This window comes from Mesorhizobium sp. 131-2-1 (genome assembly GCF_016756535.1).
In the GTDB taxonomy this organism is placed as follows: domain Bacteria; phylum Pseudomonadota; class Alphaproteobacteria; order Rhizobiales; family Rhizobiaceae; genus Mesorhizobium.
Window position 1 is genome coordinate 3,063,470 of sequence record NZ_AP023247.1, and the last position, 23,029, is coordinate 3,086,498.

Below are 23,029 nucleotides of genomic sequence, written 5' to 3' on the forward strand. Positions count from 1 at the left end.
CCCGGATAAACATGCGCCGACCGATCATGCGGCGAGGCCGAACAGATGGAAGACAAATCGCCGTTCGCGCTTCCGCGAGTCAGCGTGGTCATCACCAGTTACAACTATCGCGCCTATGTCGAGGACGCGATCCGTTCGGTCCTGGCGCAGACCTATCGCAACTGGGACTGCGTGATCGTCGACGATGCCTCGACCGACGGCTCGGCCGACCACATCCGCGCGCTGCTTGAAAAGATCGGCGATCCGCGCCTGCGTCTCATGGCGCGGCCGCAAAATGGTGGCCAGCTCGCCTCACTCCGCGACGGCGTTGCCGCAAGCGAAGCGCATTTCGTGGCGTTGCTCGATTCCGACGACGTCTGGCTGCCGGACTTCCTGCTTGCGCATCTGTCGGCGCATCTCAGCACGACGCAGCCGGCGTCACTATCCAGCTCCGATCTTTTCATAGTCGATTCCGAGCGCGCCTTGCTGGCCGGCAGTTTTGTCATGCTGCATAAAACCGGACAGGGCGCGGACGGGACCACGATCTCGCGCAGCAGCCAGGTCGGCGAGATGGCACGTGAGCTCGCCTATCCTTCAGAGCATCCTGTCACCTATTTCGGACCCAGAACCTATGGCTGGATGTGGGCGCCGACATCGTCGATGGTCTTCAGGCGTGGCGCGCTGGAGCCCGTCCTGGCATTCCCGTTCAAGGTGACGATCGGCACCGACTATCTGGCGGCGACATGCGCGCACCTGGCCGCCGGCAGCCTCATCCTGTCTGAGTGCCTCGGCCTCTATCGCCTGCATGGCTCCAACGCATCTGGCGGTCTTGCCTATGCCGGCGGCCGCATGCAGCTGTCACCGGCGTATGCCTCCCTCGACGCCGCGATGGGCGCGGACGTATACGACTATGTCCTTGCCAATGCGGAGCGGCTAAGTGCCATCCACGGCAGGGATTTCGTGTCCGGGTTCCTGTCCAGCCATGTGCGGCGGTTTGGTGATTTGGCCAGCGATCCGCGGCTTGCGCCATTTATGGAGCGCAAGAGCCTCTTGCGGAAGGCGCGCAAGCGCTTCGTGCGGACGCTGCGTCGGCTGGCTGGCGGTTCTTGAGGCCAAGCCGGATATCCCGTCAGGCGCCCTCGACGACCGAAAACCCTTCGAATTGCGGATGGCCGAGATAGTGCACCTTGGAGGTGCCTGCGTTGCGGTGCGCGGCGCGGAAATTCTCCGATCTGGTCCAGGCGACGAAATCCTCGTGGCTTGCCCACACAGTGTGCGAGGCAAACAGCGTGTAGCCTTCGGCCTCGTTCAGTGGACCGCGCAGCAGGTGGAACTGTCTGAAACCTTTCATTTCAGACAGGCTGGTATCACGGTTCTTCCAGGCATGCTCGAAGGCTTCTTCCGAGCCGTTCTGGACCTTGAAGCGGTTCATGGCGATGTACATGGGGTTCCTTTCAGAATGGCGAGCCAAGAGTTGATGGATCGAAGGTGCCGGGTTTCAAAATGGCCCGATCGCACCGGTGAACTCCAGGCGGTTGCCGACCTTTGACGGGATTGGGGGAAAGGGTGCGGCCTTGCGGACGAAGCCGAGCACGAGCTGGTCGAAGCTTGTCGATCCCGAGCTTTCCAGGACGCGCAGTTCATCGATGTTGCCCCGACTGCCGATGATGAAAGTGACAACGGTGTTGTTGCGCGCCGTCGCCTGTACCGAGGGTGGGACAGCTCGATAGACGCGGCCAAGCTTTCTGATGACGTCGCTGCGATAGCTCGCCTCTGCCACCGTTCCTACCTCGTTTTGTTTCCGACCTTTGCTCGCCGTCCGTTCGGAACGGTTCTCGCCATCCACAGCGCCGCTTTTGTCTTCGGTCTCGCGAGATTTTTCGATGACCGGCCTGGCGGTCGGAATTGGCGGTTGTGCTGGAGCGGGAGGTGGGCTTTCGGTCTGAACGTCCGTGGGTGTTGGCTTCCTGTCGTCCTGCACGCTTTCGCCGTCATCGCGCGGGACGCTGGCGACAAGGATGTCCGGCTCTACTGGCCTTCTTTCAGCTGCCTCCTGCGAAGGCTGTGGTTTCGGCGCCTCGGTGGGCCGAACCGGTTCTGTCGGCTTCACTGTCTTTGTCGGTTGCACTGGCTTGGGCTGCCGCGGGGCCGGCACCAAGGCCACATTCACAGCCGCCGGTTCCGGGTTGAGCGCACTGCCCACGACATCGGTGCCAGACCGGTCGCTGCCCTCCGTCTGGGCCGAATCCTGAAAATCGTTTCTCGCTGAAGGCGAGATCAGTAATGCCGCCACCACCGCACCATGGATCAGGCACGAGGCCACGATCGCCACCGGCCATTTGCCGCTCTCTGCGCGGGAACGCACGTCCGCCAGCGGCTCGCCTGAGGCGATCGCCAACTGGTCGCTCGTGTCGGAAATTTCAACGATATCCTGCATGGCGCGACACCGAAGCTGCCGCGACCAATCCGTAGTTGTCAAATCAAGAGTCAGACCGCGAAGGCGATGCCGGTTCGGGTCGAGGTCTTCAGCCCGTGCATGCAGGCAGCGGGCTCCACGCCTGCGCCAGCGCATTCGGTCGCACTGTTGATCAGCACGCGGCTGACCTTGGCGCAGTCCGTTCCGGCAAGATCGAAGCGCGTCACCTTGGTCTTGCCGGCGGGAAGGTCCTTGAAGTCGAGCACGGTCAGGCGATCGACGACGCCGGCCCCGTTGAACAGCGCGATCTCGAAGGCCGCCTTGGACAGGTCGGCGCCGAGCCCGTTGTTGACCATGAAGGTCAGCCGGCAGCCCTTGTCGGACGGCTGCGCGGCATTGAGTTCGAGGCTGAGTTGAGGAACCGGCGCGGACTGGGCCCACGCCGGCGCCGCCGTAAGCGACATCGCCAATGCCGAGGTCAGCAGACGCAGGGATGTCGCCATGCTCGTCATCGTCGTCAGCCTCCAAAGCGGATGGTCGCCGCCAGCTTCAGCGTGACGCCGGGTTCGTAGAGGACGGCGGTCGTGCTGCCGTTCAGCGGGTTGGTGTATTTGACGTCGAACAGGTTGTCGGCGCGGAAGTCGACCTTGAGGTTGTCGGTTGCCTGGTAGCTGGCGAAGGCGTTGACCAGCGTATAGTCCTTGGCCACCGGATTGCCTTTCGGCTTGGCGTTGTATTGCACCTCGCCGCCGACAGTCAGCTTGTCCTCGAGGAAACGCAGGCCGAGCTGTGCGGTGACCTGGGAGGAGGGGATGGTGGCAAGGTCGGCGCGCACGCCTTCATATGAGATGGTGTGGCCGTTGACGATCGAGGCCGAAAGACCCGCGTAACCCCAGCCGGCGTCATAGACGCTTTCCAGCTCGAAACCGTTGATCTTGGCCTTGGCGAAGTTCTGGTACTGGAAGCAGATCGGGATGCCCGGGCCGAACGGGCAGCCGCTGGTCGGATCGAAAGCCGACAGCACGACCCCGTCGATGTAGTCGTCGACATTGTTGTTGAAGTAGGCGGCCTTCAGGCGCAACGCGTCGCCGGGTTCGAGGATGTCGTTCTGCTTGTAGTTGACGCCGAATTCGACGGTCTTGCCGGTCTCGGGCCGCAGATCGGGATTGGGCAGGAACGGGAAGGTGACGCCGGCCGGATGGTTGCCGCTGATCAGCGTCTCGGTCAGCGACGGCGAGCGATAGCCTTCCGCGTAGGTGCCATAGAGCTGCAGGCCGGCAAGACTGGCGCTTTCGAACGGAGACACCCCAACGGTGACGCGCGGCGACAGCCTGTCGCCCGATGTCTCGTTGCTCGAGTCCTTCAGGCTGTAGCTGTCGTAGCGCAGGCCGGTGATGACCTCGAGCCATTCCCAGGTGAGCTTGTCCTGGATGTAGGCGCCGGAGACATTGCGCTTGCCCGACGGTGTGTAGAAGCTGTCGCCGCCGGCCGTGCCACCGGTCTCGATGTCGTCGCCGACCCAGTCGCCGCCATAGGTCAGCTCGTGCGCGATGCCGGCGGTCTCGAATCGCGACGTGTTCCAAATGTCGATGCCGGTTGTGCCGACATCGAAGGTCGAGGTCGAGCCGGCCGGCAGCACGACGGGCAGACCGGTTTGCGGATCGAACCGGTTTTGCGCAACAAGCGTCGTCAGATCGAGGTTGGTCTTGTTGTAGGAGGCGTTGATGTGGAGGTCGAGCCAGCTCTTGGCGTCATCGGTGATGTTGTAGCGGGCGGTGAAGGTGTTCGAATTCAGGTCGACATCGTTCGCCGGCACGCCGCTGCTGGTCTCCGTCCAGCCGTCGCTGGAGCCGACCCAGCCGAGCTTCAGTTCGCTGTTTTCGCTGGGGCGGATCGTTGTCTTGAGCAGGCCGCTCAGCACGTCGAAGCCGGTGCCGGCGACAGTGTCGCCGCCGCCATTCTTGTAGTCGCCATAGTCGCGGTAGACGATGTTACCCAGCACATCCCAGTTCTCGTTGAGGCGGTGGGCGCCGGTGGCGCTGGTGGTCCAGCCCTTGCCGTTGCTTTCATAACGGCCGGTGAGCGAGCCGGCCCAGTTTTCCTCCGGCTTGAGGAAATCCTCGGCATCCTTGGTGTCGAAGAAGACGACGCCGCCGATGGCGCCGGAGCCATAGGTGTTGGCGACCGGACCGCGGATCACGTCGACCGATTTGATCAGCTCGGGGTCGACATAGAAGGTCGACTGCGTGCCGTGGTCGGAGCGCTGGAAATCCTGCCTGGCGCCGTCGACGATGACCGCGACACGGCCGAAATCCTGCAGGCCACGGATATTGATGCTGGAGCTGACGCGGCGCGCGTCGGCCTGCACGGTCACGCCAGGCACGCCAAGTAGCATCTCGTTCGGCGTCGTCGCCATGCGGCGGTCGAGCTGCTCCCTGTCGACATGGCTGGCGGAGGCGAGAGACTGGATCGCCGTCTCGCCGGTGCGGCTTAGGACCAGGATCTTGTCGAGCAGCGTCGCCTCAGCCGGCTTCGTCTCTTCCGTGTTCTTTGACGAATCGACCTGCGGCTGAGCGGCCTGTTGCGCCTTTGCCGGCGATGTCAGGATCGCGATTGCCGCCGCGCCGGCCATGAGCGCAGCCATTCCCCTTGCCATAGAGCGTCTTGCCGGGTCCGCGTTCTCGTCCGCCAGACCCAGCCTTTGCCAATTCGCCAACCCCATGCCCCAACTCCAGATTCCAGTTCGAAGCTGGCTGGCCGAGGCTCGCTGGCATTTTTCATCGCATCCGGCGCGTTAAATGTTGACTCATTTAGTCCGGTATTGCACTGGTTATAAAACATGATTATTCGAGTCAAGAAATGAATCGGCATTTTATGAAGGCGCCCGGCCAGGTGGCCGGGACAGAAAAGGGACCGACCCAGATGAACACCCACAACGCAAACGATTTCCGCTATCGCGTCCGTCGTTCCGAGGATGTTGCCACCCGCTTCGACCGGGTTCCGTTGGCGGTGAGGACGCTCTCCAGCAACACGCTGTTCCAGGGCGAGCACGAGATCGGCATCGAGCATCACGGCGCCCTCTACCGGCTGAAGATCACCCGCCAGGGCAAGCTCATCCTCAACAAGTAAGCAGCAGGCAAACAGGCGGAAGGCAGATATGGACCAGCGCGTGAAACCCACACCGCATGAAATCCGGCGGGCGCGGGAAGACAATCCGAAAGCGCGCGAGCGCGACCTTGCCGCCGAGCTCGGCATCTCGGAGGCGGAACTTGTGGCGGCCCATTGCGGGCATGGCGTCGTGCGGGTCGAGCCACGCGTCAACCATCTGCTGACAGGCCTTGAAGCCGTCGGCGAGGTGATGGCGCTGACCCGCAACGAGAGCGCCGTGCACGAGAAGATCGGCGTCTACGACAAGGTCGTCACCGGCAACCACAACGCCATGGTGCTCGGCGAGAACATCGACCTACGCATCTTCCCGAAAGTCTGGGCGCACGGCTTTGCCGTCGAGAAGCGCGACGGTGGCGATATCCGCCGCAGCCTGCAATTCTTCTGCGCTTCGGGCGAGGCGATGCACAAGGTGCATCTCAGGCCCGCCTCAAACCTCTACGCCTACCAGAAGCTGGTGGCGGAACTGGAATCGTCCAACCAGGAGCCGAACGTTTCTGTGTCGGCAGGCGGGAGCGACGACGAGGCCGAGGTCGAGGGGCAGACGGCCAGCATCGACGACCTGCGCGACCGCTGGAGCAGGCTCGCGGATGTTCATCAGTTCTTCGGCATGCTGAAGACGTTGAAGCTCAGCCGCCGCCAGGCCGTGCGCATGGTCGGCCAGGATTATGCCTGGCTGCTCGACAGGGATGCCGTCGGCGCCATGTTCCATCACGCCGCCGAAGGCGCCATGCCGATCATGTGCTTCGTCGGAAATCGCGGCTGCATCCAGATCCATTCCGGTCCGATCAAGTCAGTCAAGCCGATGGGGCCGTGGATCAACGTGCTCGACGAGACGTTCCATCTTCATCTCAGGAACGACCACATCCACGAGGTCTGGGCCGTGCGCAAACCGACCAAGGACGGCCACGTCACCTCGCTCGAAGCCTATGGCGCCGACGGCAAGATGATCATCCAGTTCTTCAGCAAACGCCATGAAGGCGGGGGCGAGCGCGAAGACTGGCGGTTCCTGGCCGAGAATCTGCCGCGCGTTCCAAGCCCGACCGCCGCCTGATGAGGATGACCATGGTTTGCTTGCCCAGGCTGTCGCCGCTGACGCTTGCCCCGGCGATCGCACTTTCGCTGCTCTTTGCTGTCCCGCAGGCACGCGCCGAGAAGGCCGCAACGGCCTTTACCGATACGTCGAAGGTCGTCGCCATCGGCGGTTCGATCACCGAGATCGTCTACGCGCTCGGCGAGCAGAGCCACCTGGCCGCCCGCGACTCGACCAGCCGCTATCCGGAAGCCGCGCTCAAGCTGCCCGACGTCGGCTACATGCGCCAGCTGTCGCCGGAAGGCGTGCTGTCGGTCAATCCGTCGGCAATACTGGCCCTGCATGGCAGTGGCCCGAAGGAAGCGGTCGAGGTGCTGAAGAGGTCGCGCGTTCCCTTCATAGAGGTGCCCGAGCACTACACCCATGACGGAATCCTCGAAAAGATCCGCGTCGTCGGCAAGGCGCTCGGCGTCGACGCCAAGGCGGACAGGCTGGCGGCCGAGGTGGATGCCGCACTGAATGCCGCCGAGAAGCAGACCGCTTCGATCACGGAGCGCAAGCGCATCCTGTTCGTGTTGTCGACGCAGGGCGGCAAGATCCTCGCCGCCGGCAGCGAGACCGCCGCCGACGGCATCGTCAGGCTGGCCGGCGGTGTCAATGCTGTCGAGGGCTTATCCGGTTACAAGCAGATGTCGGACGAAGCGATCGTCACCGCCAGGCCCGACGTCATCCTGATGATGAAGAATGCCGGGCCGGCGGTATCCGACGACGAGCTGTTCTCGAACCCGTCTATCGCCTCGACGCCGGCCGGTGTCGCCCGGAGGGTCGTCCGCATGGATGGCGGCTACCTGCTCGGCTTCGGGCCGCGCACGGCCGAGGCCATCCACGACCTTGCCGTCTCGCTTTATGGCGGCCAGGTAACGGACTGAGCCAATGGCGGATCAGTCGATCGCCGGCGCGGCGGGCAGGATGGCGGCGGCGATCGAGGGCGACCGCTCGGCGCGCGCGCGTCTCGTCATTCTGCTTCTTTGCCTGGCGCTCGCCGTCTCGGTGCTGCTGTCGCTGACATCGGGCGCTTCTGACGCCTCGGCGGTCGGCGTGGTCCGCGACTGGCTCCTCGGGTCCGTGCCGGGCGATGCGGCATTGAGCGCGCGCGACCGGCTGATCGTCTACGACATCCGCCTGCCGCGCGTCCTGCTCGGGGTGCTGATCGGCGCCGCTCTCGCCGTGTCGGGCGCGGTGATGCAGGGGCTGTTCCGCAATCCGCTCGCCGACCCCGGCCTGATCGGCGTCTCGGCGGGCTCCAGCCTCGGCGCTGTCGCCGTCATCGTGCTCGGCGCGACCTGGCTTGCGCCGCTCACCTCGGCGCTCGGCACGCTGGCCTTGCCGCTAGCGGCCTTCACAGGCGGGTTGGCGGTGACGCTGCTGCTCTACCGTATCGCGACAAGGCAGGGCCGCACGTCTGTCGCCACCATGCTGCTTGCCGGCCTCGCTCTGGCCGCGCTTGCCATGGCGCTGACCGGCATATTGATCTTCATGGCCGACGACCGGCAGTTGCGCGACCTGACCTTCTGGCAGCTCGGCTCGCTCGCCGGCGCGACCTGGCAGAAGATCGGCTCGGTCGGGCCCGTCATCGTTCTGGCGCTGTCGGCGATGCCGTTCCTGGCGCGCGGCCTCAACGCGCTGGCGCTGGGCGAGGCGACCGCAGGCCATTTGGGCATCCCGGTTCAACGGCTGAAATACACGGCGATCATTGGCGTCTCGGCGGCGGTCGGCGCATCGGTGGCGGCGAGCGGCGGCATCGGCTTTGTCGGCATCGTCGTGCCGCATCTGCTGCGGCTGCTGATCGGGCCGGACAACCGCTATCTGCTGCCGGCATCCGCCTTGCTCGGCGCCTCATTGCTGCTGCTGGCCGACGCCGTCGCCCGCACCATCGTCGCGCCGGCAGAGCTGCCGATCGGCATCGTCACGGTGGTCGCCGGCGCGCCGTTCTTCCTGTGGATCCTGCTGCGCAAGCGCGGCGTGATCGACCTGTGAGGCCGGCATGATCGACGCGCGCGATGTTTCGGTGGCGATCGGCGGCAAGCGCATCGTTGCCCATGTGGATTTCGCCGCACGGCCTGGCGAAATCGCCGCCATCGTCGGGCCCAACGGGTCCGGCAAGACGACTTTCCTCAAGGCGCTGTCGGGCGAGCTTGCCTATACGGGCGGCATCGCGCTCAACGGGCGCGACCTCAAGGCGATGAAGCCGGCGGAGGCGGCGACCTATCGCGCCGTGCTGCCGCAGGCGGCGACATTGTCCTTTCCGTTCACGGTGCGCGAGATCGTCAGGCTCGGCCTTGTCGGTGGCCACTCCGGCGTGCTGCCGGGCGAGGATGCGCGGCTGCCCGAACGGGCGCTGGCGCGCGTCGATCTCGACGGTTTCGCCGGCCGCTTCTACCAGGAGCTCTCAGGCGGCGAGCAGCAGCGCGTGCAGCTTGCCCGCGTGCTCTGTCAGGTCTGGGCGCCGGTGCTCGACGGCAAGCCTCGATATCTGTTCCTCGACGAGCCAGTGTCCAGCCTCGACGTCAAGCATCAGCTGATCATCATGGACATTGCCCGCGACTTCGCCAGGCGCGGCGGCGGCGTTGTCGCCATACTGCACGATCTCAACCTGACCGCCATGTATGCCGGCCGCATTCACGTCATGCATCGCGGCCGGCTCGCCGCCGCGGGCGCGCCGAGAGATGTGCTGACCGATGAACTGATCGAGAAGGTGTTCGATTGCCGGCTGAGAGTGGGCGTATTGCCGGCAGCCAACATGCCGTTCGTGCTGCCGCAGTCCGCGGCCTAGCCGCGGATAGCAATCAGGCGGCGGGGGCTCGCTGCTCCAGCATGTCGATGCCAAGCAGATGGCGCACGTTCGGGCGCGCTGCCACCAGGTCGGCGATGGTGTAGCGGGAAAGTACGGCGAAGAAGGCGTTGAGCGCCTCGCGCAGCGCCGAATTCAGCGCGCAGCTGTCGACCAGTGGGCATTCGGCCGCATCGTTCTCGAAGCATTCGGCCATGGCGAAGCTCTCTTCGGTCACCCGCACGACGTCGAACAGGCTGATCTGCTCGGCCGGGCGGCCGAGCCTGACGCCGCCATTCCTGCCGCGCACCGTCTCGACGAGGCCGTTCTCGACCAGCGGCTGCAGGATCTTGAACAGGAACAGCTCAGACACCGAATAGGCGGCGGCGATCTCCGGGATGCGGCTCAGCCGTTCGGTGTTGGCGGCGCAATACATCAGGATGCGCATGGCGTAGTTGGTCTGGCGCGTCAGCCGCATTTCATCCTCATGAACCAGTAGCTTGGGCTCAATATGGCCTATACCTTGGAACAATTCCAGACTAGCGGCGCACGATAGATGAATAAGCCCGTCAACTTTATGTGCGCGGTGGCGCAAATCGTGAGCCGGACGGGGTTTGGCGGGCATTTGGCCGGCAGCGACCCTAGATAAGGTCGCAACATCGATCAGGAGCGGCTCAGCATGTCACAAGCGGCCCCGGCTATGAACCATGTCCGATTCGACACGGACGCCGATGCCAAGCTTGCTGCGCTGCGGCGCACCAAGCTGGTGGCCGCCGCGGCGCTGGCGCTTTGCGTTCTTGTCTTTGCGCTCGCCAAGTCGTTCGAGGGCGCCTATCCGTGGCTCGGCTTCGTCGCCGCCTTCGCCGAAGCGGCGACCATCGGCGGCCTCGCCGACTGGTACGCGGTGGTGGCACTGTTCAGACGCCCGCTCGGCCTGCCGATTCCGCACACGGCCATCATCCCGGAGAACCAGAACCGGATCGCCGACAATCTCGGCCGCTTCATCGAGGTGAATTTCCTGGCGCCGGAGCCGGTGCGCGAGAAGCTGGCCGAGGTCGACTTTTCCGCCTTGGTCGCCGACTGGCTGGCAGATGCCGAGCGCGCCGCCGGGCTGTCGCGCTTCGTCGTGCGCCTAGTGCCGCAGACGCTTGCCGCCGTCGAACAGTCCGGCCTGCGCGGCTTCGTCACCAGCCGCATGCTGGATGAGGTCGAGAAAGTGCCGCTGGCCCCGCTCGCCGCCGAACTCCTGTCAGCGCTCACAGACGACCGCCGCCACCAGAGGCTGTTCGACGAATTCACCAGGGTGATCGGCCGCTTCCTCAACGACGAGGAGGCGCTCTCCGCCATGCGCGAGAAGATCCGCGAGGAACTGCCGTCGCTGTTCAATCTGTTTCGCGCCGACGCCTACCTTCTGAAGAAGATCGTGGCTTCGGCCGGCACGCTGCTCGAGGAGGTGCGGGCCGATCCCGACCATCCGATGCGGGCCGAATTCGACCGTTTCGCGCAAGGCTTTATCGAGCGGCTGAGGACGTCGAAGCAATATGCCAGGCGGGCCGAGCAGCTGAAGCGCGATTTCCTGGCGCGGCCGGAAATGAAGGCGCTAGCGGGCAACATGTGGGAAAGCCTGCGGCTGTTCATCGAGCAGGACGCCAGGGCGGAGAATTCGTTGATCCGCGCCCATCTGGCCAACATGTTCGTCGAGGTCGGTCGTCATCTGGCCGGCGACGCGCAGATCAGGGCCGACATGAACCAGGGCTTCGTGGTGGCGCTGTCGTCCTTCGTCGACAGCCAGAAGAGCGGAGTGTCGAAATTCATCGCCGATCAGGTCAAGCGCTGGGATCTCGCCCAGCTCACCCGGCTGATCGAAATGAACATCGGCCGGGACCTGCAATACATCCGCTTCAACGGCATGATCATCGGCGGCCTTGCCGGCATTGTGCTCTACACGGCCGAACGGTTGTTCCTCGTCAATTGACGCAAGCGTGGCGTGCTCTATTCTTCTTCCCCGGGGGGAAGGCCATCACGGCAGATCGGGGAGCAGAGACATGGCGAAACAACCGGAATCCGACTCGTTCCTGGACATGTTCAGCAGATTCGGCCGCGACCTGAAGGTGCCGAATGTCGATGTCGAGGCGATAATCAGCCACCACCGCAAGAATCTCGAAGCGCTCGAAAAGTCCGCCAAAGCAGGCGCGGCCGGGGCGTCCTCGCTGCTCACCCGGCAGCGCGAGATGGTGCAAGAGGCGCTGCGCGAAATCACCGATCTGGCACAAAACTACCGGGCGCCCGGCAATCCGCAGGAATTGATGACGAGGCAGGCGGAGTTCGCGCGCAAATCCTTCGAGACGGCGCTGAAGAATGCCGGCGAGGTGGCTGAAATGGCCAGGAAATCCGGCACCGAATCCATCGAGATCCTGCGCGAGCGCATCAAGGACGCGATGGCGGAAATTCGCTCCGGCTACGAGAAGAAGTGACGCTTCGCGCCAGCTTTGCTTTGCTGCCTGCGGTAAGTCCCGGGCGTGTAGAGGGCTGCGTTGCCTTCCGGTGGCACTGTGGAAGAGCTGCCACCCATGCCAGCAAAACGCACCCTGTCGGAACCGAATTGCCAGGCGGTGAATTGACAGGGGGCTCCGCTTCGTGATCGGGAGACAGGCAAAGCGATCGGGAAAGCAGGAATGACGGAAGCACGGCCGAGGACGCCGCCGACCTTCGAGCAGCTGAGGACGATGGCCGGGGAGGAACTCGGAGTCTCGGAATGGACGACGGTCGACCAGCGCCGCATCGACCAGTTCGCCGAATGCACAGGCGACCACCAGTGGATTCATGTCGACCCTGAAAGGGCGCGGCGGCAGAGTCCGTTCCGCACCACGATCGCGCATGGCTATCTGACGCTTTCGATCATCGGCGCGCTGGCGCTGGAGATGGGCATCGTGCCCGAAAACACCCAGGCCGCCTTCAATTACGGCTTCGACAAGGTGCGCTTCCTGGCTCCGGTTAAGGTCGGATCGAGAATAAGACTCCGCATCACGCTGCTGTCGATGGAGGACAGGGGTCCCGGCCAGTATCTGATGAAGGCCGCCAACACGGTCGAGATCGAGGGCGAGCAGAAGCCGGCCCTGACCGCCGAGACGCTGGTCATGCTCTACGAGCGCCGCAAGCGGGCAGGAGTTTAGCCCTAAGCCCGCGTCTTGCGCCTAGCAGCCGCGCGCCGGCAGAATACGGCAAGGCCAAGCGCAACCAGCGCAAGCGCCATCGCGACCCGGAATGTGAGCTGCATGCCGAGCAAGGTCGCCGTTGCGTCCGTTCCTGCCGACGCCGCGGCGAATATGGCGCCCATCAGCGATGCGCCGGTGATCAGGCCGAGATTGCGCGACAGGTTGACGAGGCCCGAAACGACACCGCGCTGGTCGGCGGTCGCACCGCTCATCACCGCGGCATTGTTCGCGGTTTGGAACAGGGCATAGCCGCTGCTCAGGGCCAGGACCGGCACGACGTAGCCGGGAATGCCGAACGCGATCCGGATCGACGACATGGCAAACGCGCCGAGGACGAGCGAGGACAGGCCGGCGATCATCATCGGCTGGGCGCCGAAGCGGTCGACCAGCCGCCCGGCCGGCAATGCCGCCAGCGTCGCGACCAAAGGCGCCGTGGACAGAACCAGTCCGACCGTCGCGGGGTCGAGGCCGAGCGCCCGGGAGAGGTAGAACGGCGCCACCACCAACTGGCCCATCACCACCGTCGCCACGATGAGGCTCATGGCGAGGCTTGCGCTCAGCACAGGGTCGCCGAATGCGGCCAGCCGCACGAGTGGCGTTTCGACCTTCAATTCGATCACGATGAACAGGGCAACGCCGAGCGCAGCAACGGCCAGGAGACCGAGGTTGAGCAGGCCGAAGCTGCCCCTGCCCAGCGTCATGGCCAGCGCATAGGCGGCCAGCGTCAAAGCGATCAGAACCGTTCCGAGCGGATCGAAGGCCTTGCTTTCCGGCTCGGATCTGCCGCCGGCGGGCAGAGCGCGCCAGGCGAGCGCGAAAGCCAGCACGCCGAACGGCACATTGACCAGGAAGATCGCCCGCCAGCCGGCGCCGGCGATCAGCAACCCGCCGAGCGACGGACCAAGCATGGTGCCGATCGACGACATGGCGCCGAGCAGGCCCATGGCGCTGCCGGTTCTGGCCTTGGGGACGGTGCCGGCGACGAAGGCCAGCGTCAGCACCATCATCACCGCTGCGCCGAGGCCCTGCGCGGTGCGCGCCGCGATCAGCAGGCCAAGCGTCGGGGCCAGCGCGCAGAGCGCGGAGGCGGCCGTGTAAAGGGCGATGCCGCCAAGCAGCAGCGGCCGGCGGCCGGCGATGTCGGCCAGCCGCCCGGCGCTGACGATCATGGTGGTGATGGCCAGTAGATAGGCCAGCACTACCCATTGCACGGACTGGAACGACGCGCCGAACGCCTGCATCAGCGCCGGCAGGCCGACGCTGGCAATGCTGGTGCCAAGCGAGGACAGCAGCGTTGCGAGCGACAGGCTTGCAAGCGCCAATCCAACGGGCCGGGCCGGGTTCGTGGCGTTGTCATTCCAGCCGGTCTCGGCTTTTTCCGCGATGTCTGTCATGGCTGTACTCCTTTGCCGCTCATTCCCGGTGGGACATCGCCAATGGCGATCTGTCGGCTGGTGGTACGCCCGTCACTGACATGGCGGAAGGCGCAGCATTTGCAGCTTATTCATGCATGCGGCGCCATATATCCGTGCTATGGTCCGGCCATGCCGTCACCCGATCTCAACCTGCTTGCCGCGCTGGATGTCCTGCTGAGCGAAGGTAGCGTGGCGCGCGCCGCCGAAAGGCTGCGCCTCAGTCCGTCGGCGATGAGCCGCACGCTGGCGCGCCTGCGCGAGGCAACCGGCGATCCGCTGCTGGTTCGCGCCGGCCGGGGTCTGGTGCCGACACCACGGGCGCAGGAACTGCGGCTGCAGGTGGGCCGCGTGGTCGAGGAGGGGGAGGCGCTGCTGCGTCCCGCCAAGCTGCTCGACCTGCAAGGCCTGGACCGGACCTTCACGCTGCGCACCAATGAGAGCTTCGTCGAGGAGTTCGGGCCGCGGCTTGTCGCCCGTGTCGGGGCGGAGGCTCCCGATCTGCGGCTGCGTTTCGCGCCGAAGTCCGACAAGGATGTGGCTTCGCTGCGCGACGCGAGCATCGATCTGGAGATCGGCGTCGCCGGCGAGACCGGACCCGAGGTCCGCATCCAGGCGCTCTTCCGCGACCGCTTCATCGGCGCGGCGCGGGCCGGCCACCCGCTGGGCGATGGCCCCATCACGCCGGAGCGTTTCGCAGCCGGCCGCCACATCAGCGTTTCCAGGCGTGGCCGCGAGAGGGGACCCATCGACGAGGCCTTGGGCGAGCTTGGGCTGCGGCGGACCGTGGTATCGATGGTCTCAGGATTTTCGGCGGCACTCGCCATGGCGCGCGCGTCCGACCTGATCGCCAGCGTCCCCGAGCGGCATACTGAAGGGGCGCGCGCCCGCATGTTCAGCTTTGCCTTGCCGGTCGCGACAGCGGAGGTGACCATCTCCATGCTCTGGCACCCGCGCCTCGATGCCGACCCGGCGCAACGCTGGCTGCGCGATTGCGTGCGCGAGGTCTGCGCCGCTTCCCGCTGACCGAACTACGCGGACATCGCCGCTTCGAGCGCCACCAAGATCCGCTCGTCATCCGACTGGGCAACGTTGAAGCGCAGGAAGCGCCCGGCCGTCTGCGACAGGCTGAAGGCGTTGCCCGGCGCCAGCACGACATTGGCCGACAGGGCGCGGCGGGCCATGTCGGCCGCATCCAGGCCCTCAGGCAGGCTGCACCACAGAAACAGGCCGGCCGGCTGGTCGATCCACGGCGTGATGCCGATCGCCTTCAGGCGGGTGCTCGTTTCGGCCATGGCGCGTGCAAGCCGGACGCGCAGCGCCTCGACATGCTTGCGGTAGCTGCCGTCCTTGAGCAAAGTCAGCACAAGGTCGGCCGCCAGCCTGCCGCCGCCGAAGGTCGTGGCGATCTTGAGATCGGTGAGCTGCTCGATCCAGTCGCGTGGAGCGGCAATGAAGCCGCAGCGAACCGAGGCCGACAGCGTCTTGGAGAAGCTGCCGATGTGGACGACATGCGCCAGCCCGTCGAACGCCGCAAGGCGCGGCGCCGGGCTATGCTCGAAATCGGCGAAGATATCGTCCTCGATGATGGTGAGATCCGCCTGGTCGGCAAGCTTGAGCAGCCGATGGGCGGTGACCGGCGACAGGATCGCGCCAGTCGGATTGTGGATGCCGGAATTGGTGATGTAGAGGCGCGGCCGATGCTCGGCCAGCGCTTGGGCGAACAGGTCGATGTCCGGCCCCGACGGCGTGTAGGGAACGCTGACGACCTTGGCGCGGTGCGCGCGCAGCAAGGCGTGGAAGTTGAAATAGCAGGGATCGTCGACCAGCACGGTGTCGCCGGGTTCGATCAGGAAGCGGCAGAGGAGATCGATGGCCTGTGTCCCGGACTCGGTCAGCATGATCTGCTCCGGGGAGGCTTCAATGCCGTGCTCGGCCATGCGTCGCGCCAGCAGTTGCCGCAGCGGCGGCAGGCCGAGCGGCGTGCCGTAATCGGCAAGCGTCACGTCGTCGGCGCGAGCCGCCGAGCGCAGCGCCCGGCGCAGGGCGGCCTGCGGCATCCATGAGGCCGGCAGCCAGCCGCAGCCGGGTTTCAGCACCTCGTCGCCCGCCTCTAGCGACTGGCGCGAGACCCAGAGCGGATCGACCTCGCGATCGAGGCGAGGGCCGATCTCGGCCAGCGACAGCGGCGCCAATGGTCCGGCGGCATAGAAGCCGGATCCAGGCCGGGAGCGGATCGCGCCTTCCGCGGCGAGGCGCTCATAGGCCTCGACAACGGTAGATTTCGAAACCCGCATGGATTTGGCAAAGGCGCGGATCGAGGGCAGCCGCGCTCCAGGCGTCAGGCTGCGCGCGGCAATCCGCTGGCGGATCGCCGCCATGACAGTTTCGACAAGCGTGGACGCGGCAAAAGTGCGCCCAGCGTCGGTTTCCAGAACGAGTTCGGTCATCTGTACTGCTCGAATGGCCATTACAGTTTTGGCGAATTGTACCGCATTGTCTCTGGCCATTCCATAGGGGTCGGCCCGATAGAGGGCGAAAGAAGTGGGGCCTGCAATGGACAAGACCGCGAGCGGCTGGGCGAACGGATTCATCGGTGTGTTGATCTTCAGCGGTTCGCTGCCGGCGACGCGTGTGGCGGTGGCGGATTTCGATCCGACATTCCTGACGTCTGCAAGAGCGGCGATTGCCGGACTGCTTGGCCTGGCGATGCTGCTCCTGTTCCGCGAGAAGCGCCCTGAGCGGAGCGATGTCTTGTCGCTGGTGATCGTGGCGCTGGGTGTCGTGGTCGGCTTTCCGCTACTCACTGCGCTGGCGCTCAAGCACGTCACTTCGGCCCACTCTATCATCTTCGTCGGCCTGCTGCCGCTGGCGACAGCGATCTTCGGCGTGTTGCGCGGCGGCGACCGTCCAAGACCGGCGTTCTGGCTGTTCTCCTGCCTGGGCAGCGCGCTGGTCGCCGGCTTCGCCCTGATGCAAGGCGTGACCGCGTCCCCGATCGGCGACGGGTTGATGCTCGCCGCCATCATCGCCTGCGGGCTGGGCTATGCCGAGGGCGCCGCGCTGTCACGCAGGATCGGCGGCTGGCAGGTGATTTGCTGGGCGCTGGTGCTGTCGCTGCCGGTCATGCTGGTGCTGTCTTTTGCGACATTGCCGCCATCCTTTGCCAGTGTCGGCTCCAGCGCCTGGATCGGTCTGGCCTATGTCTCGCTGTTCAGCATGTTGATCGGCTTCGTGTTCTGGTATCGCGGCCTGGCGCAAGGCGGCATCGCCGCCGTCGGGCAGCTTCAGCTGCTGCAGCCCTTCTTTGGCCTGGCTCTGGCGGCGACGCTGCTGCACGAGCAGGTCAGCCCGCTAATGATCGCCGTCACCGTCGCCGTAGTGTTTTGCGTCGTCGGCGCCAAGAAATTCGCGAAGCAGGAGTTGACGGGACGCGCGGCTTCGGCGTGACGGCGCCGTCCGCTCCTAGAACTTCGTCACCACGCCGATGCCGATGCCCTCGAAGCCGCCCATGGCCATCAAGGCCGCGGGCGCTTCCTCGAGGCTGATCTTCTTGCCGACCAGCAGTTCCGGCTTCAGCTTGCCGGTGCGGATCATCTCCATCATCGCCGGGTAGCGGTAGGCCTGCATGCCATGGCTGCCGAGGATCTCGAGCTCGAAGGCGATCACCTTGTCCATCGGCACCTGCGGCCTGGCGTGGTCTGCGAGCATCAGGCCGACCTGCACATGACGGCCGCGCCGGCGCAGATTGGCGATCGAGTTGAACGAGGTGGTCGGATGGCCGAGCGCGTCCATCGACATATGCGCGCCGCCATTGGTGATCTGCTTGACCGCCTTGACGACGTTGGGCGTTGTCGAGGCGTTGATGGTCGCCACCGCGCCGACCTTCCTGGCGAAGTCCAGCTTCTCGTCGGTGAGGTCGATGGCGATGACGTTGGCGCCCATCGAGCTGGCGATCATGATCGCCGACAGGCCGACGCCACCGCAACCGTGCACGGCCACCCATTCGCCGGGCTTGACCCGACCCTGGTCGACGATAGCGCGGAAGGAGGTGACGAAGCGACAGCCGAGGCTGGCGGCGGTGGCGAAATCCATCTCGTCCGGCAGGCGCACGAGGTTGGTGTCGGCATGGTCAATGGCGACATATTCGGCGAACGAACCCCATGTATTGAAACCGGGTTGGGACTGGTGCTCGCAGACCTGGTGATTACCCGAAGTACATTCGAAGCAGCGGCCGCAGCCGACCGCGAACGGCACGGTGACACGCTCGCCGGCCTTCCAGTGCGTGACCCGCTTGCCGGCGGCAACGACAACGCCGGCCAATTCGTGGCCCGGCACGTGCGGCAGGCGGATGTCCGGGTCGTGACCCATCCAGCCATGCCAGTCGCTGCGGCAAAGTCCGGTCGCCTCGACCTTGATGACCACGCCTTCCGGCGCCGGCTTCGGGTCGGGAACGGTCTGGATCGTCGGCGCCTCGCCGAATTTCTCGAACACGACGGCTTTCATCGGCAACTCCCAATGCTTTGCCCGGAATGGTGCGGCTATTCCGCGTCTATCTGATTCTCCGGCGCCGCCTTGCGGAAAGCCGGCAGCGCTATGCAGGCGGCGTGGATGCGCGAAATCACCGGGTAGGGCGTCATGTCGACGCCGAAACGGGCATTGTTGGTGACCTGAGCCACCAGGCAGATGTCGGCAAGGCCGGGCCTGTCGCCGTGGCAGAACGTGCCGGTCTCCGGCGATGAAGCGAGAATCTTCTCAAGTGGCTGAAAACCTTCGTTCACCCAGTGCCGGAACCAGTTGACGACATCCTGGTCGCCGGCGCCGAACAGGGTGCGCAGCGAGGTCAGCACGCGCAGATTGTTCACTGGGTGGATGTCGCAGGCGATCATCTGCGCCAGCATCCTGACACGGGCTCGGCCGAGTGCGTCCTTCGGCAGAAGCGGCGGCTCGGGCACGGTCTCGTCGAGATATTCGATGATCGCCAGCGATTGGGTCAAAAGCCGGCCGCCTGCGAGGATGAGCGCCGGCACCAGGCCTTGCGGATTGACTGCCAGATAGGCGGCTTCGAGGTGCTCGCCATGGCGCAGATGGTGCGGCACGTATTCGTAGCCCAGGCCCTTCATCTCCAGCGCAATGCGCACCCGGTAGGAGGTGGAGGAGCGATAGTAGTTGTGGAGGATCAGCTCGCTCATCGGACTATGCTACCGGCTGGCCGATGGTGATTTCGATAATGCCGATGCCATCGACGCCGCCGGTCATCGTTTCGCCCGGCCGGACCGCGCCGACGCCGGCCGGCGTGCCGGTGAAGATCAGGTCGCCCGGCTCCAGTTCCACCGCTTCGCTGCAGATAGAGACGATGTCGGCCAGCGGCCAGATCAGCTCGGCGAGGTCGGCATCCTGCCTGACCTTGCCGTCGACGGCGAGCCAGATGCGGCCTTTCGAAGGATGGCCGGACTTTTGCGCCGGGACCAGCGGGCCGCATGGGGCGGAGCGGTCGAAGGCCTTCGACCAGTCCCAGGGGCGCGCCGCCTTTTTTGCTTCGTCCTGCAGGTCCCTTCGGGTGAGGTCGATGCCGACGGCATAGCCCCAGACATGGTCCAGGGCCTTGTCGCGCGGAATGCGCAAGCCAGCCTTGCCGATCGCCGCGACCAGTTCGATCTCGTGATGCAGGTTCGCCGTCAGGGGCGGGTAGGGGATGGTGGCGCCGCTGTCGACCACGGCGTCGGCCGGCTTGGTGAAGAAGAAGGGCGGATCGCGTTCGTCATTGCCGAGTTCGCGGGCGTGCGCGGCGTAGTTGCGGCCGACGCAGAAAATGCGGCGCACTGCGAAGCGTTCCTGCGAGCCAGCGACGGCAACCGACGGTGTCGCAGCCAAAGGGAGGACGAACTCTGTCATGCATTTCTCTCAGTCATGCCCGCGTTGCTGGCACATTCGACCGATTTGACCAACCCGGCAAGGGATACGCGATCGCAAGATGCTGGTCCCGTCGCCGGGTGCCTGTTGAATATCAGCCGACAAGGCCACCCTGACGTTCAAAAAACGTCGCGGCCAAAAGAAACCGCGCTGTGGGCCATGCTGCGGGCATGTCGTTTATTTCGTTTCCGGGTATGGCCGACCTAGGCACTGCGATCGGCGGCAAGGATGGCGAAATACTATTTGCCAATAATCTGGCCTCGGTCGCGGGATTATCCTATTCTGAGCGCAAGTGAAGCGACCTCATCATGACCGCAGTCAACGATCGCGCCCGGTTCCTCATCATCGACGACCATCCGCTGTTTCGCGAGGCGCTGCACAGCGCCGTGCAGATGGCCTATCCGGACGTCGATACGGTCGAAGCGCGCTCGATCGCCGAGGCGCTCGACCTGCTCGCCAGCCCGAAGCCATTCGACCTGGCGCTGCTCGACCTCAGCATGCCCGACGTGCATGGCTTCGACGGGCTGCTGCAGCTCAGGACCCGCCATCCGCGCCTGCCGGTGGTGATCGTCTCCGGCTATGAGGAGCCGCGGATCATTTCCGAGGCGCTGTCCTATGGCGCGGCCGGCTTCATCCCGAAATCGGCGCGCAAGAGCGATCTCGCCGCCGCCATCCGTTCGGTGATGGACGGCGCGATCTATGTGCCGGAAACCTATGAGGTGCAGCCGCCCGATGCCGACAGCATCGACCGCGCCGACATGGTGCAGCGGCTGGCGCGGCTGACGCCGCAGCAGCTGAGGGTGCTGCAGATGCTGCGCCAGGGCATGCTCAACAAGCAGATCGCCTATGAGCTGCAGGTCGGCGAGACCACGGTCAAGGCGCATGTCTCGGAGATCCTGCGCAAGCTCAACGTCTACAGCCGCACGCAAGCGGTGATCGAGGTGTCGAAGCTGGATAATGCGGAGCTGTTTCGGGACCAGGCGGGATTTTGAAGCTGGGGCGCTGAGCCTATCCGAATGATATAGACGAAATGATTTCTCTCGTTTCGTCTAATTCCTTGTCGATAAGATCGTTCTCCTCACCTTGAGCGAGATACGTCACGAATGCAAAGTCGTCTCCATTCGACAAATACCAGGCAGATAGGGTCTGATCCACAGTCCTTGATGAGACGCCAACACACATTGCGGCGCCAAACTTCTTCTCAAAAATGCGCCCGATATCTATGAAATTGTCCTGACAAAACTCGATCATAAAGGACCTAAGAACGTCGAAATCCGTGTTTGGTCTCTCCCCGCTACGATATTTCGCAATAGAGAACTGAAAAGCGCCGATGCCCGATGCTTTGGCCAAGGTAGGTGGCGACCCCTCGGGAAGGTCGTCAGTTATATCTTCCCACCCGGCAGGTAGGTCGAAGGTCAGGCCATGGAATTGTACAATCATTGCGATTTCCTAGATCACTCCTGGGCTACTTGCTCAAGCTCGCGGCCGTCGACGAAAAGCCGAGCAAAACCCCCATCAGCGGGCCACAGGGAAAAGTAATTTCCGGTGTCTTCGATCTCTATCCGGCCAGCGGAAGCCGATTCGCCGAAGAATCGAAACTCTACTTCCGTTGATGGATCGATCAGATACTGATGTGCCCAAGGTTCCACGACGACCCGGATCGGTCTGTCGGTGTTGTTTCTGTAGAGGATGGTTTGGGTCAGAAGCATCGGCACCAGCCGCTAAGCCAACAGATGCGCTAGCAGCGCCCTCAACTGCGCCGGTTTCAGCGGCTTGCGCATCAGCTCGATGCCTGAGGCGCGGGCGGCCTTGGCGACGGCCTCGGAGCCGTCGGCGGTGACAATCAGCGCCGGCACGGCGCGGCCGAGATAGTCGCGCACTTCGGCGATGGTGGCGGTGCCGAGGTCGCCGCCGTCGAGATGCTGGTCGGCGATGACGATATCGGGCACCCAGTCGGTGTCGCCAAGCAGGTCGAGCGCGTCGTCGGTCGAGGTCGCCGCGCGGACCAGGCACTGCCAGCGCTCGAGCAGGAAGGTCATTGCCTGCAGCACGTCGGCATCGTTCTCGACCAGCAGCACCTTGGTGCCGAACAGGCCGTAGCCGCGCGGCCGCTCCAGATCGGCGGCGCTGGCGATCGTGTCGGCCGCGGCCCCGATGCCGACCGGCACGTCGATGTGGAAGATCGTGCCGCGGCCCACCTTCGACGAGAACGTCACCGGATGACCAAGGGCGGCGGCCATGCGGCGCACGATGGCGAGGCCCAGTCCCAGCCCGCCGCCGGAAAGCCCGGTGTCGGTCAGCGCCGTGCTGCCGCGGTGGAACTCCTCGAAAACCGCCTCGCGCTGGTCCTCGGCAATGCCGCAGCCGGTGTCGGCGACATCGATGCGGATGATGTCGCCGCGATGCCTCGTGCCGACCAGCACGCCGCCGGAGCGGGTGTAGCGCAGCGCGTTGGAAAGGATGTTCTGCAGGATGCGGCGCAGCAGCGTGCGGTCGGAGCGCACCAATGCGTTCACCGGCCGGAACTTCAGCGTCAGGCCCTTCAGCTCGGCCACCGGCAGGAAGTCCGAGCGCAGCGAGGAAAACAGCGTCTCCAGGCTGACGTCGCTAATCTCGGGCTGCACCACGCCGGCGTCGAGCTTGGAGATGTCGAGTAGCGTGCGCAGCAGGTCCTCCATCGTCTCCAGCGAGCGTTCGACCTGCCGCACCAGCTTCTTGCCTTCCTCGCTGGTCTGCACTTCGGCCAGCGCCGAGACGGAAAGATGGGCGGCGTTCAGCGGCTGCAGCACGTCGTGGCTGGCGGCGGCCAGGAACCTGGTCTTGGACAGGTTCGCCAGCTCGGCGGTTTCCTTGGCGGCGATGAGATCGATGTTGGTCTGCTCGAGCCGGCGCAGCGTCGAATGCAGCTCCTCGGTGCGCGTGCGCACCCGGTTTTCCAGTGAGATCGCGGTCTGGAACAGCGAGAAGGCATTGCCCTGCTGGTCCATCGAGCGCTCGACGCGGCTGACGAGGGCGGCGTTGATCTTCTTGAGCTTTTCGAGGTCGTTGATGTCCCTGAGCGGCATG

25 protein-coding genes are annotated in these 23,029 nt (G+C 64.9%); 12 read left to right on the forward strand and 13 right to left on the reverse strand.

Annotation, left to right across the window (positions count from 1 at the left end; genetic code table 11):
* The first annotated feature begins 45 nt into the window (after window positions 1–45).
* Entirely contained in the window at window positions 46–1,089 is a 1,044-nt protein-coding gene (locus JG743_RS14680; protein ID WP_202301635.1) for a glycosyltransferase, read from the forward strand.
* A 19-nt stretch (window positions 1,090–1,108) separates the two neighbouring features.
* Here JG743_RS14680 and JG743_RS14685 read toward each other — a convergent pair whose 3' ends face one another.
* Genes JG743_RS14685 through JG743_RS14700 form a run of 4 tightly spaced genes read right to left on the reverse strand, consistent with a single transcriptional unit; the run spans window position 1,109 to window position 5,039 of the window.
* A complete protein-coding gene (locus JG743_RS14685; RefSeq protein ID WP_202301637.1) occupies window positions 1,109–1,423 on the reverse strand; it encodes an antibiotic biosynthesis monooxygenase family protein in 315 nt (104 codons plus the stop codon).
* A gap of 54 nt (window positions 1,424–1,477) precedes the next feature.
* A complete protein-coding gene (locus tag JG743_RS14690) occupies window positions 1,478–2,416 on the reverse strand; it encodes an energy transducer TonB family protein (protein WP_202301639.1) in 939 nt (312 codons plus the stop codon).
* A 50-nt stretch (window positions 2,417–2,466) separates the two neighbouring features.
* Window positions 2,467–2,907 (reverse strand): hypothetical protein, encoded by a 441-nt coding sequence (locus JG743_RS14695; RefSeq protein ID WP_202301641.1) that lies wholly within the window; start codon window positions 2,905–2,907, stop codon window positions 2,467–2,469.
* A gap of 5 nt (window positions 2,908–2,912) precedes the next feature.
* Complete coding sequence (locus JG743_RS14700; protein WP_244673142.1) at window positions 2,913–5,039, reverse strand: TonB-dependent hemoglobin/transferrin/lactoferrin family receptor; 2,127 nt, start codon at window positions 5,037–5,039, stop codon at window positions 2,913–2,915.
* A gap of 278 nt (window positions 5,040–5,317) precedes the next feature.
* Here JG743_RS14700 and hemP point away from each other — a divergent pair, with 278 nt between their 5' ends.
* From hemP to JG743_RS14725, 5 genes are read left to right on the forward strand one after another with little or no spacing between them, the layout of a single operon-like run.
* Complete coding sequence (hemP, locus tag JG743_RS14705) at window positions 5,318–5,524, forward strand: hemin uptake protein HemP (protein WP_126054152.1); 207 nt, start codon at window positions 5,318–5,320, stop codon at window positions 5,522–5,524.
* Between the two features lie 28 nt (window positions 5,525–5,552).
* Window positions 5,553–6,614, forward strand: a complete 1,062-nt coding sequence (locus JG743_RS14710; RefSeq protein WP_202301646.1) for a hemin-degrading factor — start codon at window positions 5,553–5,555, stop codon at window positions 6,612–6,614.
* Window positions 6,615–6,625: 11 nt separating this feature from the next.
* On the forward strand, window positions 6,626–7,522 hold the full coding sequence (locus JG743_RS14715) for a heme/hemin ABC transporter substrate-binding protein (protein WP_202301648.1): 897 nt from the start codon (window positions 6,626–6,628) through the stop codon (window positions 7,520–7,522).
* Between the two features lie 4 nt (window positions 7,523–7,526).
* Window positions 7,527–8,630 (forward strand): FecCD family ABC transporter permease, encoded by a 1,104-nt coding sequence (locus JG743_RS14720; protein WP_202301650.1) that lies wholly within the window; start codon window positions 7,527–7,529, stop codon window positions 8,628–8,630.
* 7 nt (window positions 8,631–8,637) lie between these two features.
* Window positions 8,638–9,426 carry a heme ABC transporter ATP-binding protein gene (locus JG743_RS14725; protein WP_202301652.1) on the forward strand — a complete coding sequence of 263 codons (789 nt, stop codon included), beginning with the start codon at window positions 8,638–8,640 and terminating at the stop codon, window positions 9,424–9,426.
* 13 nt (window positions 9,427–9,439) lie between these two features.
* On the opposite strand, the gene rirA is transcribed toward JG743_RS14725, so the two are convergent.
* Window positions 9,440–9,901 (reverse strand): iron-responsive transcriptional regulator RirA, encoded by a 462-nt coding sequence (gene rirA / locus JG743_RS14730; protein ID WP_202301663.1) that lies wholly within the window; start codon window positions 9,899–9,901, stop codon window positions 9,440–9,442.
* Window positions 9,902–10,102: 201 nt separating this feature from the next.
* Here rirA and JG743_RS14735 point away from each other — a divergent pair, with 201 nt between their 5' ends.
* From JG743_RS14735 to JG743_RS14745, 3 genes are all read left to right on the forward strand, one after another.
* On the forward strand, window positions 10,103–11,398 hold the full coding sequence (locus JG743_RS14735; RefSeq protein WP_202301665.1) for a DUF445 domain-containing protein: 1,296 nt from the start codon (window positions 10,103–10,105) through the stop codon (window positions 11,396–11,398).
* Between the two features lie 70 nt (window positions 11,399–11,468).
* Complete coding sequence (locus JG743_RS14740) at window positions 11,469–11,897, forward strand: phasin family protein (protein ID WP_202301667.1); 429 nt, start codon at window positions 11,469–11,471, stop codon at window positions 11,895–11,897.
* 201 nt (window positions 11,898–12,098) lie between these two features.
* Complete coding sequence (locus tag JG743_RS14745) at window positions 12,099–12,596, forward strand: MaoC family dehydratase (RefSeq protein WP_202301669.1); 498 nt, start codon at window positions 12,099–12,101, stop codon at window positions 12,594–12,596.
* A gap of 2 nt (window positions 12,597–12,598) precedes the next feature.
* On the opposite strand, the gene JG743_RS14750 is transcribed toward JG743_RS14745, so the two are convergent.
* Window positions 12,599–14,032 (reverse strand): MFS transporter, encoded by a 1,434-nt coding sequence (locus JG743_RS14750; protein WP_202301671.1) that lies wholly within the window; start codon window positions 14,030–14,032, stop codon window positions 12,599–12,601.
* A gap of 150 nt (window positions 14,033–14,182) precedes the next feature.
* Between JG743_RS14750 and JG743_RS14755 the strand changes: the two genes are divergently transcribed.
* Complete coding sequence (locus JG743_RS14755; protein WP_202301673.1) at window positions 14,183–15,076, forward strand: LysR family transcriptional regulator; 894 nt, start codon at window positions 14,183–14,185, stop codon at window positions 15,074–15,076.
* Window positions 15,077–15,081: 5 nt separating this feature from the next.
* Here the strand turns inward: JG743_RS14755 and JG743_RS14760 are convergent, their stop codons facing one another.
* A complete protein-coding gene (locus tag JG743_RS14760; protein WP_202301675.1) occupies window positions 15,082–16,500 on the reverse strand; it encodes an aminotransferase-like domain-containing protein in 1,419 nt (472 codons plus the stop codon).
* 106 nt (window positions 16,501–16,606) lie between these two features.
* Here JG743_RS14760 and JG743_RS14765 point away from each other — a divergent pair, with 106 nt between their 5' ends.
* A complete protein-coding gene (locus JG743_RS14765) occupies window positions 16,607–17,500 on the forward strand; it encodes a DMT family transporter (protein WP_202301676.1) in 894 nt (297 codons plus the stop codon).
* Window positions 17,501–17,515: 15 nt separating this feature from the next.
* Here JG743_RS14765 and JG743_RS14770 read toward each other — a convergent pair whose 3' ends face one another.
* Genes JG743_RS14770 through JG743_RS14780 form a run of 3 tightly spaced genes read right to left on the reverse strand, consistent with a single transcriptional unit; the run spans window position 17,516 to window position 19,945 of the window.
* Complete coding sequence (locus tag JG743_RS14770; RefSeq protein WP_202301678.1) at window positions 17,516–18,556, reverse strand: zinc-dependent alcohol dehydrogenase family protein; 1,041 nt, start codon at window positions 18,554–18,556, stop codon at window positions 17,516–17,518.
* A 35-nt stretch (window positions 18,557–18,591) separates the two neighbouring features.
* A complete protein-coding gene (gene maiA / locus JG743_RS14775; protein WP_202301680.1) occupies window positions 18,592–19,242 on the reverse strand; it encodes a maleylacetoacetate isomerase in 651 nt (216 codons plus the stop codon).
* Between the two features lie 4 nt (window positions 19,243–19,246).
* Window positions 19,247–19,945, reverse strand: a complete 699-nt coding sequence (locus JG743_RS14780; protein ID WP_202301682.1) for a fumarylacetoacetate hydrolase family protein — start codon at window positions 19,943–19,945, stop codon at window positions 19,247–19,249.
* Between the two features lie 326 nt (window positions 19,946–20,271).
* Between JG743_RS14780 and JG743_RS14785 the strand changes: the two genes are divergently transcribed.
* Complete coding sequence (locus tag JG743_RS14785; protein ID WP_202301683.1) at window positions 20,272–20,955, forward strand: response regulator; 684 nt, start codon at window positions 20,272–20,274, stop codon at window positions 20,953–20,955.
* Window positions 20,956–20,971: 16 nt separating this feature from the next.
* Here JG743_RS14785 and JG743_RS14790 read toward each other — a convergent pair whose 3' ends face one another.
* From JG743_RS14790 to JG743_RS14800, 3 genes are read right to left on the reverse strand one after another with little or no spacing between them, the layout of a single operon-like run.
* Complete coding sequence (locus tag JG743_RS14790; protein ID WP_202301684.1) at window positions 20,972–21,403, reverse strand: hypothetical protein; 432 nt, start codon at window positions 21,401–21,403, stop codon at window positions 20,972–20,974.
* A gap of 14 nt (window positions 21,404–21,417) precedes the next feature.
* Complete coding sequence (locus JG743_RS14795) at window positions 21,418–21,672, reverse strand: hypothetical protein (RefSeq protein WP_202301685.1); 255 nt, start codon at window positions 21,670–21,672, stop codon at window positions 21,418–21,420.
* Window positions 21,673–21,684: 12 nt separating this feature from the next.
* Window positions 21,685–23,028 (reverse strand): ATP-binding response regulator, encoded by a 1,344-nt coding sequence (locus tag JG743_RS14800; protein WP_202301686.1) that lies wholly within the window; start codon window positions 23,026–23,028, stop codon window positions 21,685–21,687.
* Window position 23,029 lies beyond the last annotated feature (1 nt).

What these genes read in the sequence shown, in the direction of transcription:
- JG743_RS14755 (WP_202301673.1), top strand. Translation starts at nt 14,183, where the DNA reads ATGCCGTCACCCGATCTCAACCTGCTTGCCGCGCTGGATGTCCTGCTG.
- JG743_RS14685 (WP_202301637.1), bottom strand. Translation starts at nt 1,423, where the DNA reads ATGTACATCGCCATGAACCGCTTCAAGGTCCAGAACGGCTCGGAAGAA.
- JG743_RS14780 (WP_202301682.1), bottom strand. Translation starts at nt 19,945, where the DNA reads ATGACAGAGTTCGTCCTCCCTTTGGCTGCGACACCGTCGGTTGCCGTC.
- JG743_RS14735 (WP_202301665.1), top strand. Translation starts at nt 10,103, where the DNA reads ATGTCACAAGCGGCCCCGGCTATGAACCATGTCCGATTCGACACGGAC.
- JG743_RS14745 (WP_202301669.1), top strand. Translation starts at nt 12,099, where the DNA reads ATGACGGAAGCACGGCCGAGGACGCCGCCGACCTTCGAGCAGCTGAGG.
- hemP (WP_126054152.1), top strand. Translation starts at nt 5,318, where the DNA reads ATGAACACCCACAACGCAAACGATTTCCGCTATCGCGTCCGTCGTTCC.
- JG743_RS14760 (WP_202301675.1), bottom strand. Translation starts at nt 16,500, where the DNA reads ATGACCGAACTCGTTCTGGAAACCGACGCTGGGCGCACTTTTGCCGCG.
- JG743_RS14795 (WP_202301685.1), bottom strand. Translation starts at nt 21,672, where the DNA reads ATGCTTCTGACCCAAACCATCCTCTACAGAAACAACACCGACAGACCG.
- JG743_RS14695 (WP_202301641.1), bottom strand. Translation starts at nt 2,907, where the DNA reads ATGACGAGCATGGCGACATCCCTGCGTCTGCTGACCTCGGCATTGGCG.
- JG743_RS14710 (WP_202301646.1), top strand. Translation starts at nt 5,553, where the DNA reads ATGGACCAGCGCGTGAAACCCACACCGCATGAAATCCGGCGGGCGCGG.
- maiA (WP_202301680.1), bottom strand. Translation starts at nt 19,242, where the DNA reads ATGAGCGAGCTGATCCTCCACAACTACTATCGCTCCTCCACCTCCTAC.
- JG743_RS14720 (WP_202301650.1), top strand. Translation starts at nt 7,527, where the DNA reads ATGGCGGATCAGTCGATCGCCGGCGCGGCGGGCAGGATGGCGGCGGCG.
- JG743_RS14725 (WP_202301652.1), top strand. Translation starts at nt 8,638, where the DNA reads ATGATCGACGCGCGCGATGTTTCGGTGGCGATCGGCGGCAAGCGCATC.
- JG743_RS14765 (WP_202301676.1), top strand. Translation starts at nt 16,607, where the DNA reads ATGGACAAGACCGCGAGCGGCTGGGCGAACGGATTCATCGGTGTGTTG.
- rirA (WP_202301663.1), bottom strand. Translation starts at nt 9,901, where the DNA reads ATGCGGCTGACGCGCCAGACCAACTACGCCATGCGCATCCTGATGTAT.
- JG743_RS14680 (WP_202301635.1), top strand. Translation starts at nt 46, where the DNA reads ATGGAAGACAAATCGCCGTTCGCGCTTCCGCGAGTCAGCGTGGTCATC.
- JG743_RS14790 (WP_202301684.1), bottom strand. Translation starts at nt 21,403, where the DNA reads ATGATTGTACAATTCCATGGCCTGACCTTCGACCTACCTGCCGGGTGG.
- JG743_RS14740 (WP_202301667.1), top strand. Translation starts at nt 11,469, where the DNA reads ATGGCGAAACAACCGGAATCCGACTCGTTCCTGGACATGTTCAGCAGA.
- JG743_RS14700 (WP_244673142.1), bottom strand. Translation starts at nt 5,039, where the DNA reads ATGGCTGCGCTCATGGCCGGCGCGGCGGCAATCGCGATCCTGACATCG.
- JG743_RS14800 (WP_202301686.1), bottom strand. Translation starts at nt 23,028, where the DNA reads ATGCCGCTCAGGGACATCAACGACCTCGAAAAGCTCAAGAAGATCAAC.
- JG743_RS14750 (WP_202301671.1), bottom strand. Translation starts at nt 14,032, where the DNA reads ATGACAGACATCGCGGAAAAAGCCGAGACCGGCTGGAATGACAACGCC.
- JG743_RS14770 (WP_202301678.1), bottom strand. Translation starts at nt 18,556, where the DNA reads ATGAAAGCCGTCGTGTTCGAGAAATTCGGCGAGGCGCCGACGATCCAG.
- JG743_RS14690 (WP_202301639.1), bottom strand. Translation starts at nt 2,416, where the DNA reads ATGCAGGATATCGTTGAAATTTCCGACACGAGCGACCAGTTGGCGATC.
- JG743_RS14785 (WP_202301683.1), top strand. Translation starts at nt 20,272, where the DNA reads ATGACCGCAGTCAACGATCGCGCCCGGTTCCTCATCATCGACGACCAT.
- JG743_RS14715 (WP_202301648.1), top strand. Translation starts at nt 6,626, where the DNA reads ATGGTTTGCTTGCCCAGGCTGTCGCCGCTGACGCTTGCCCCGGCGATC.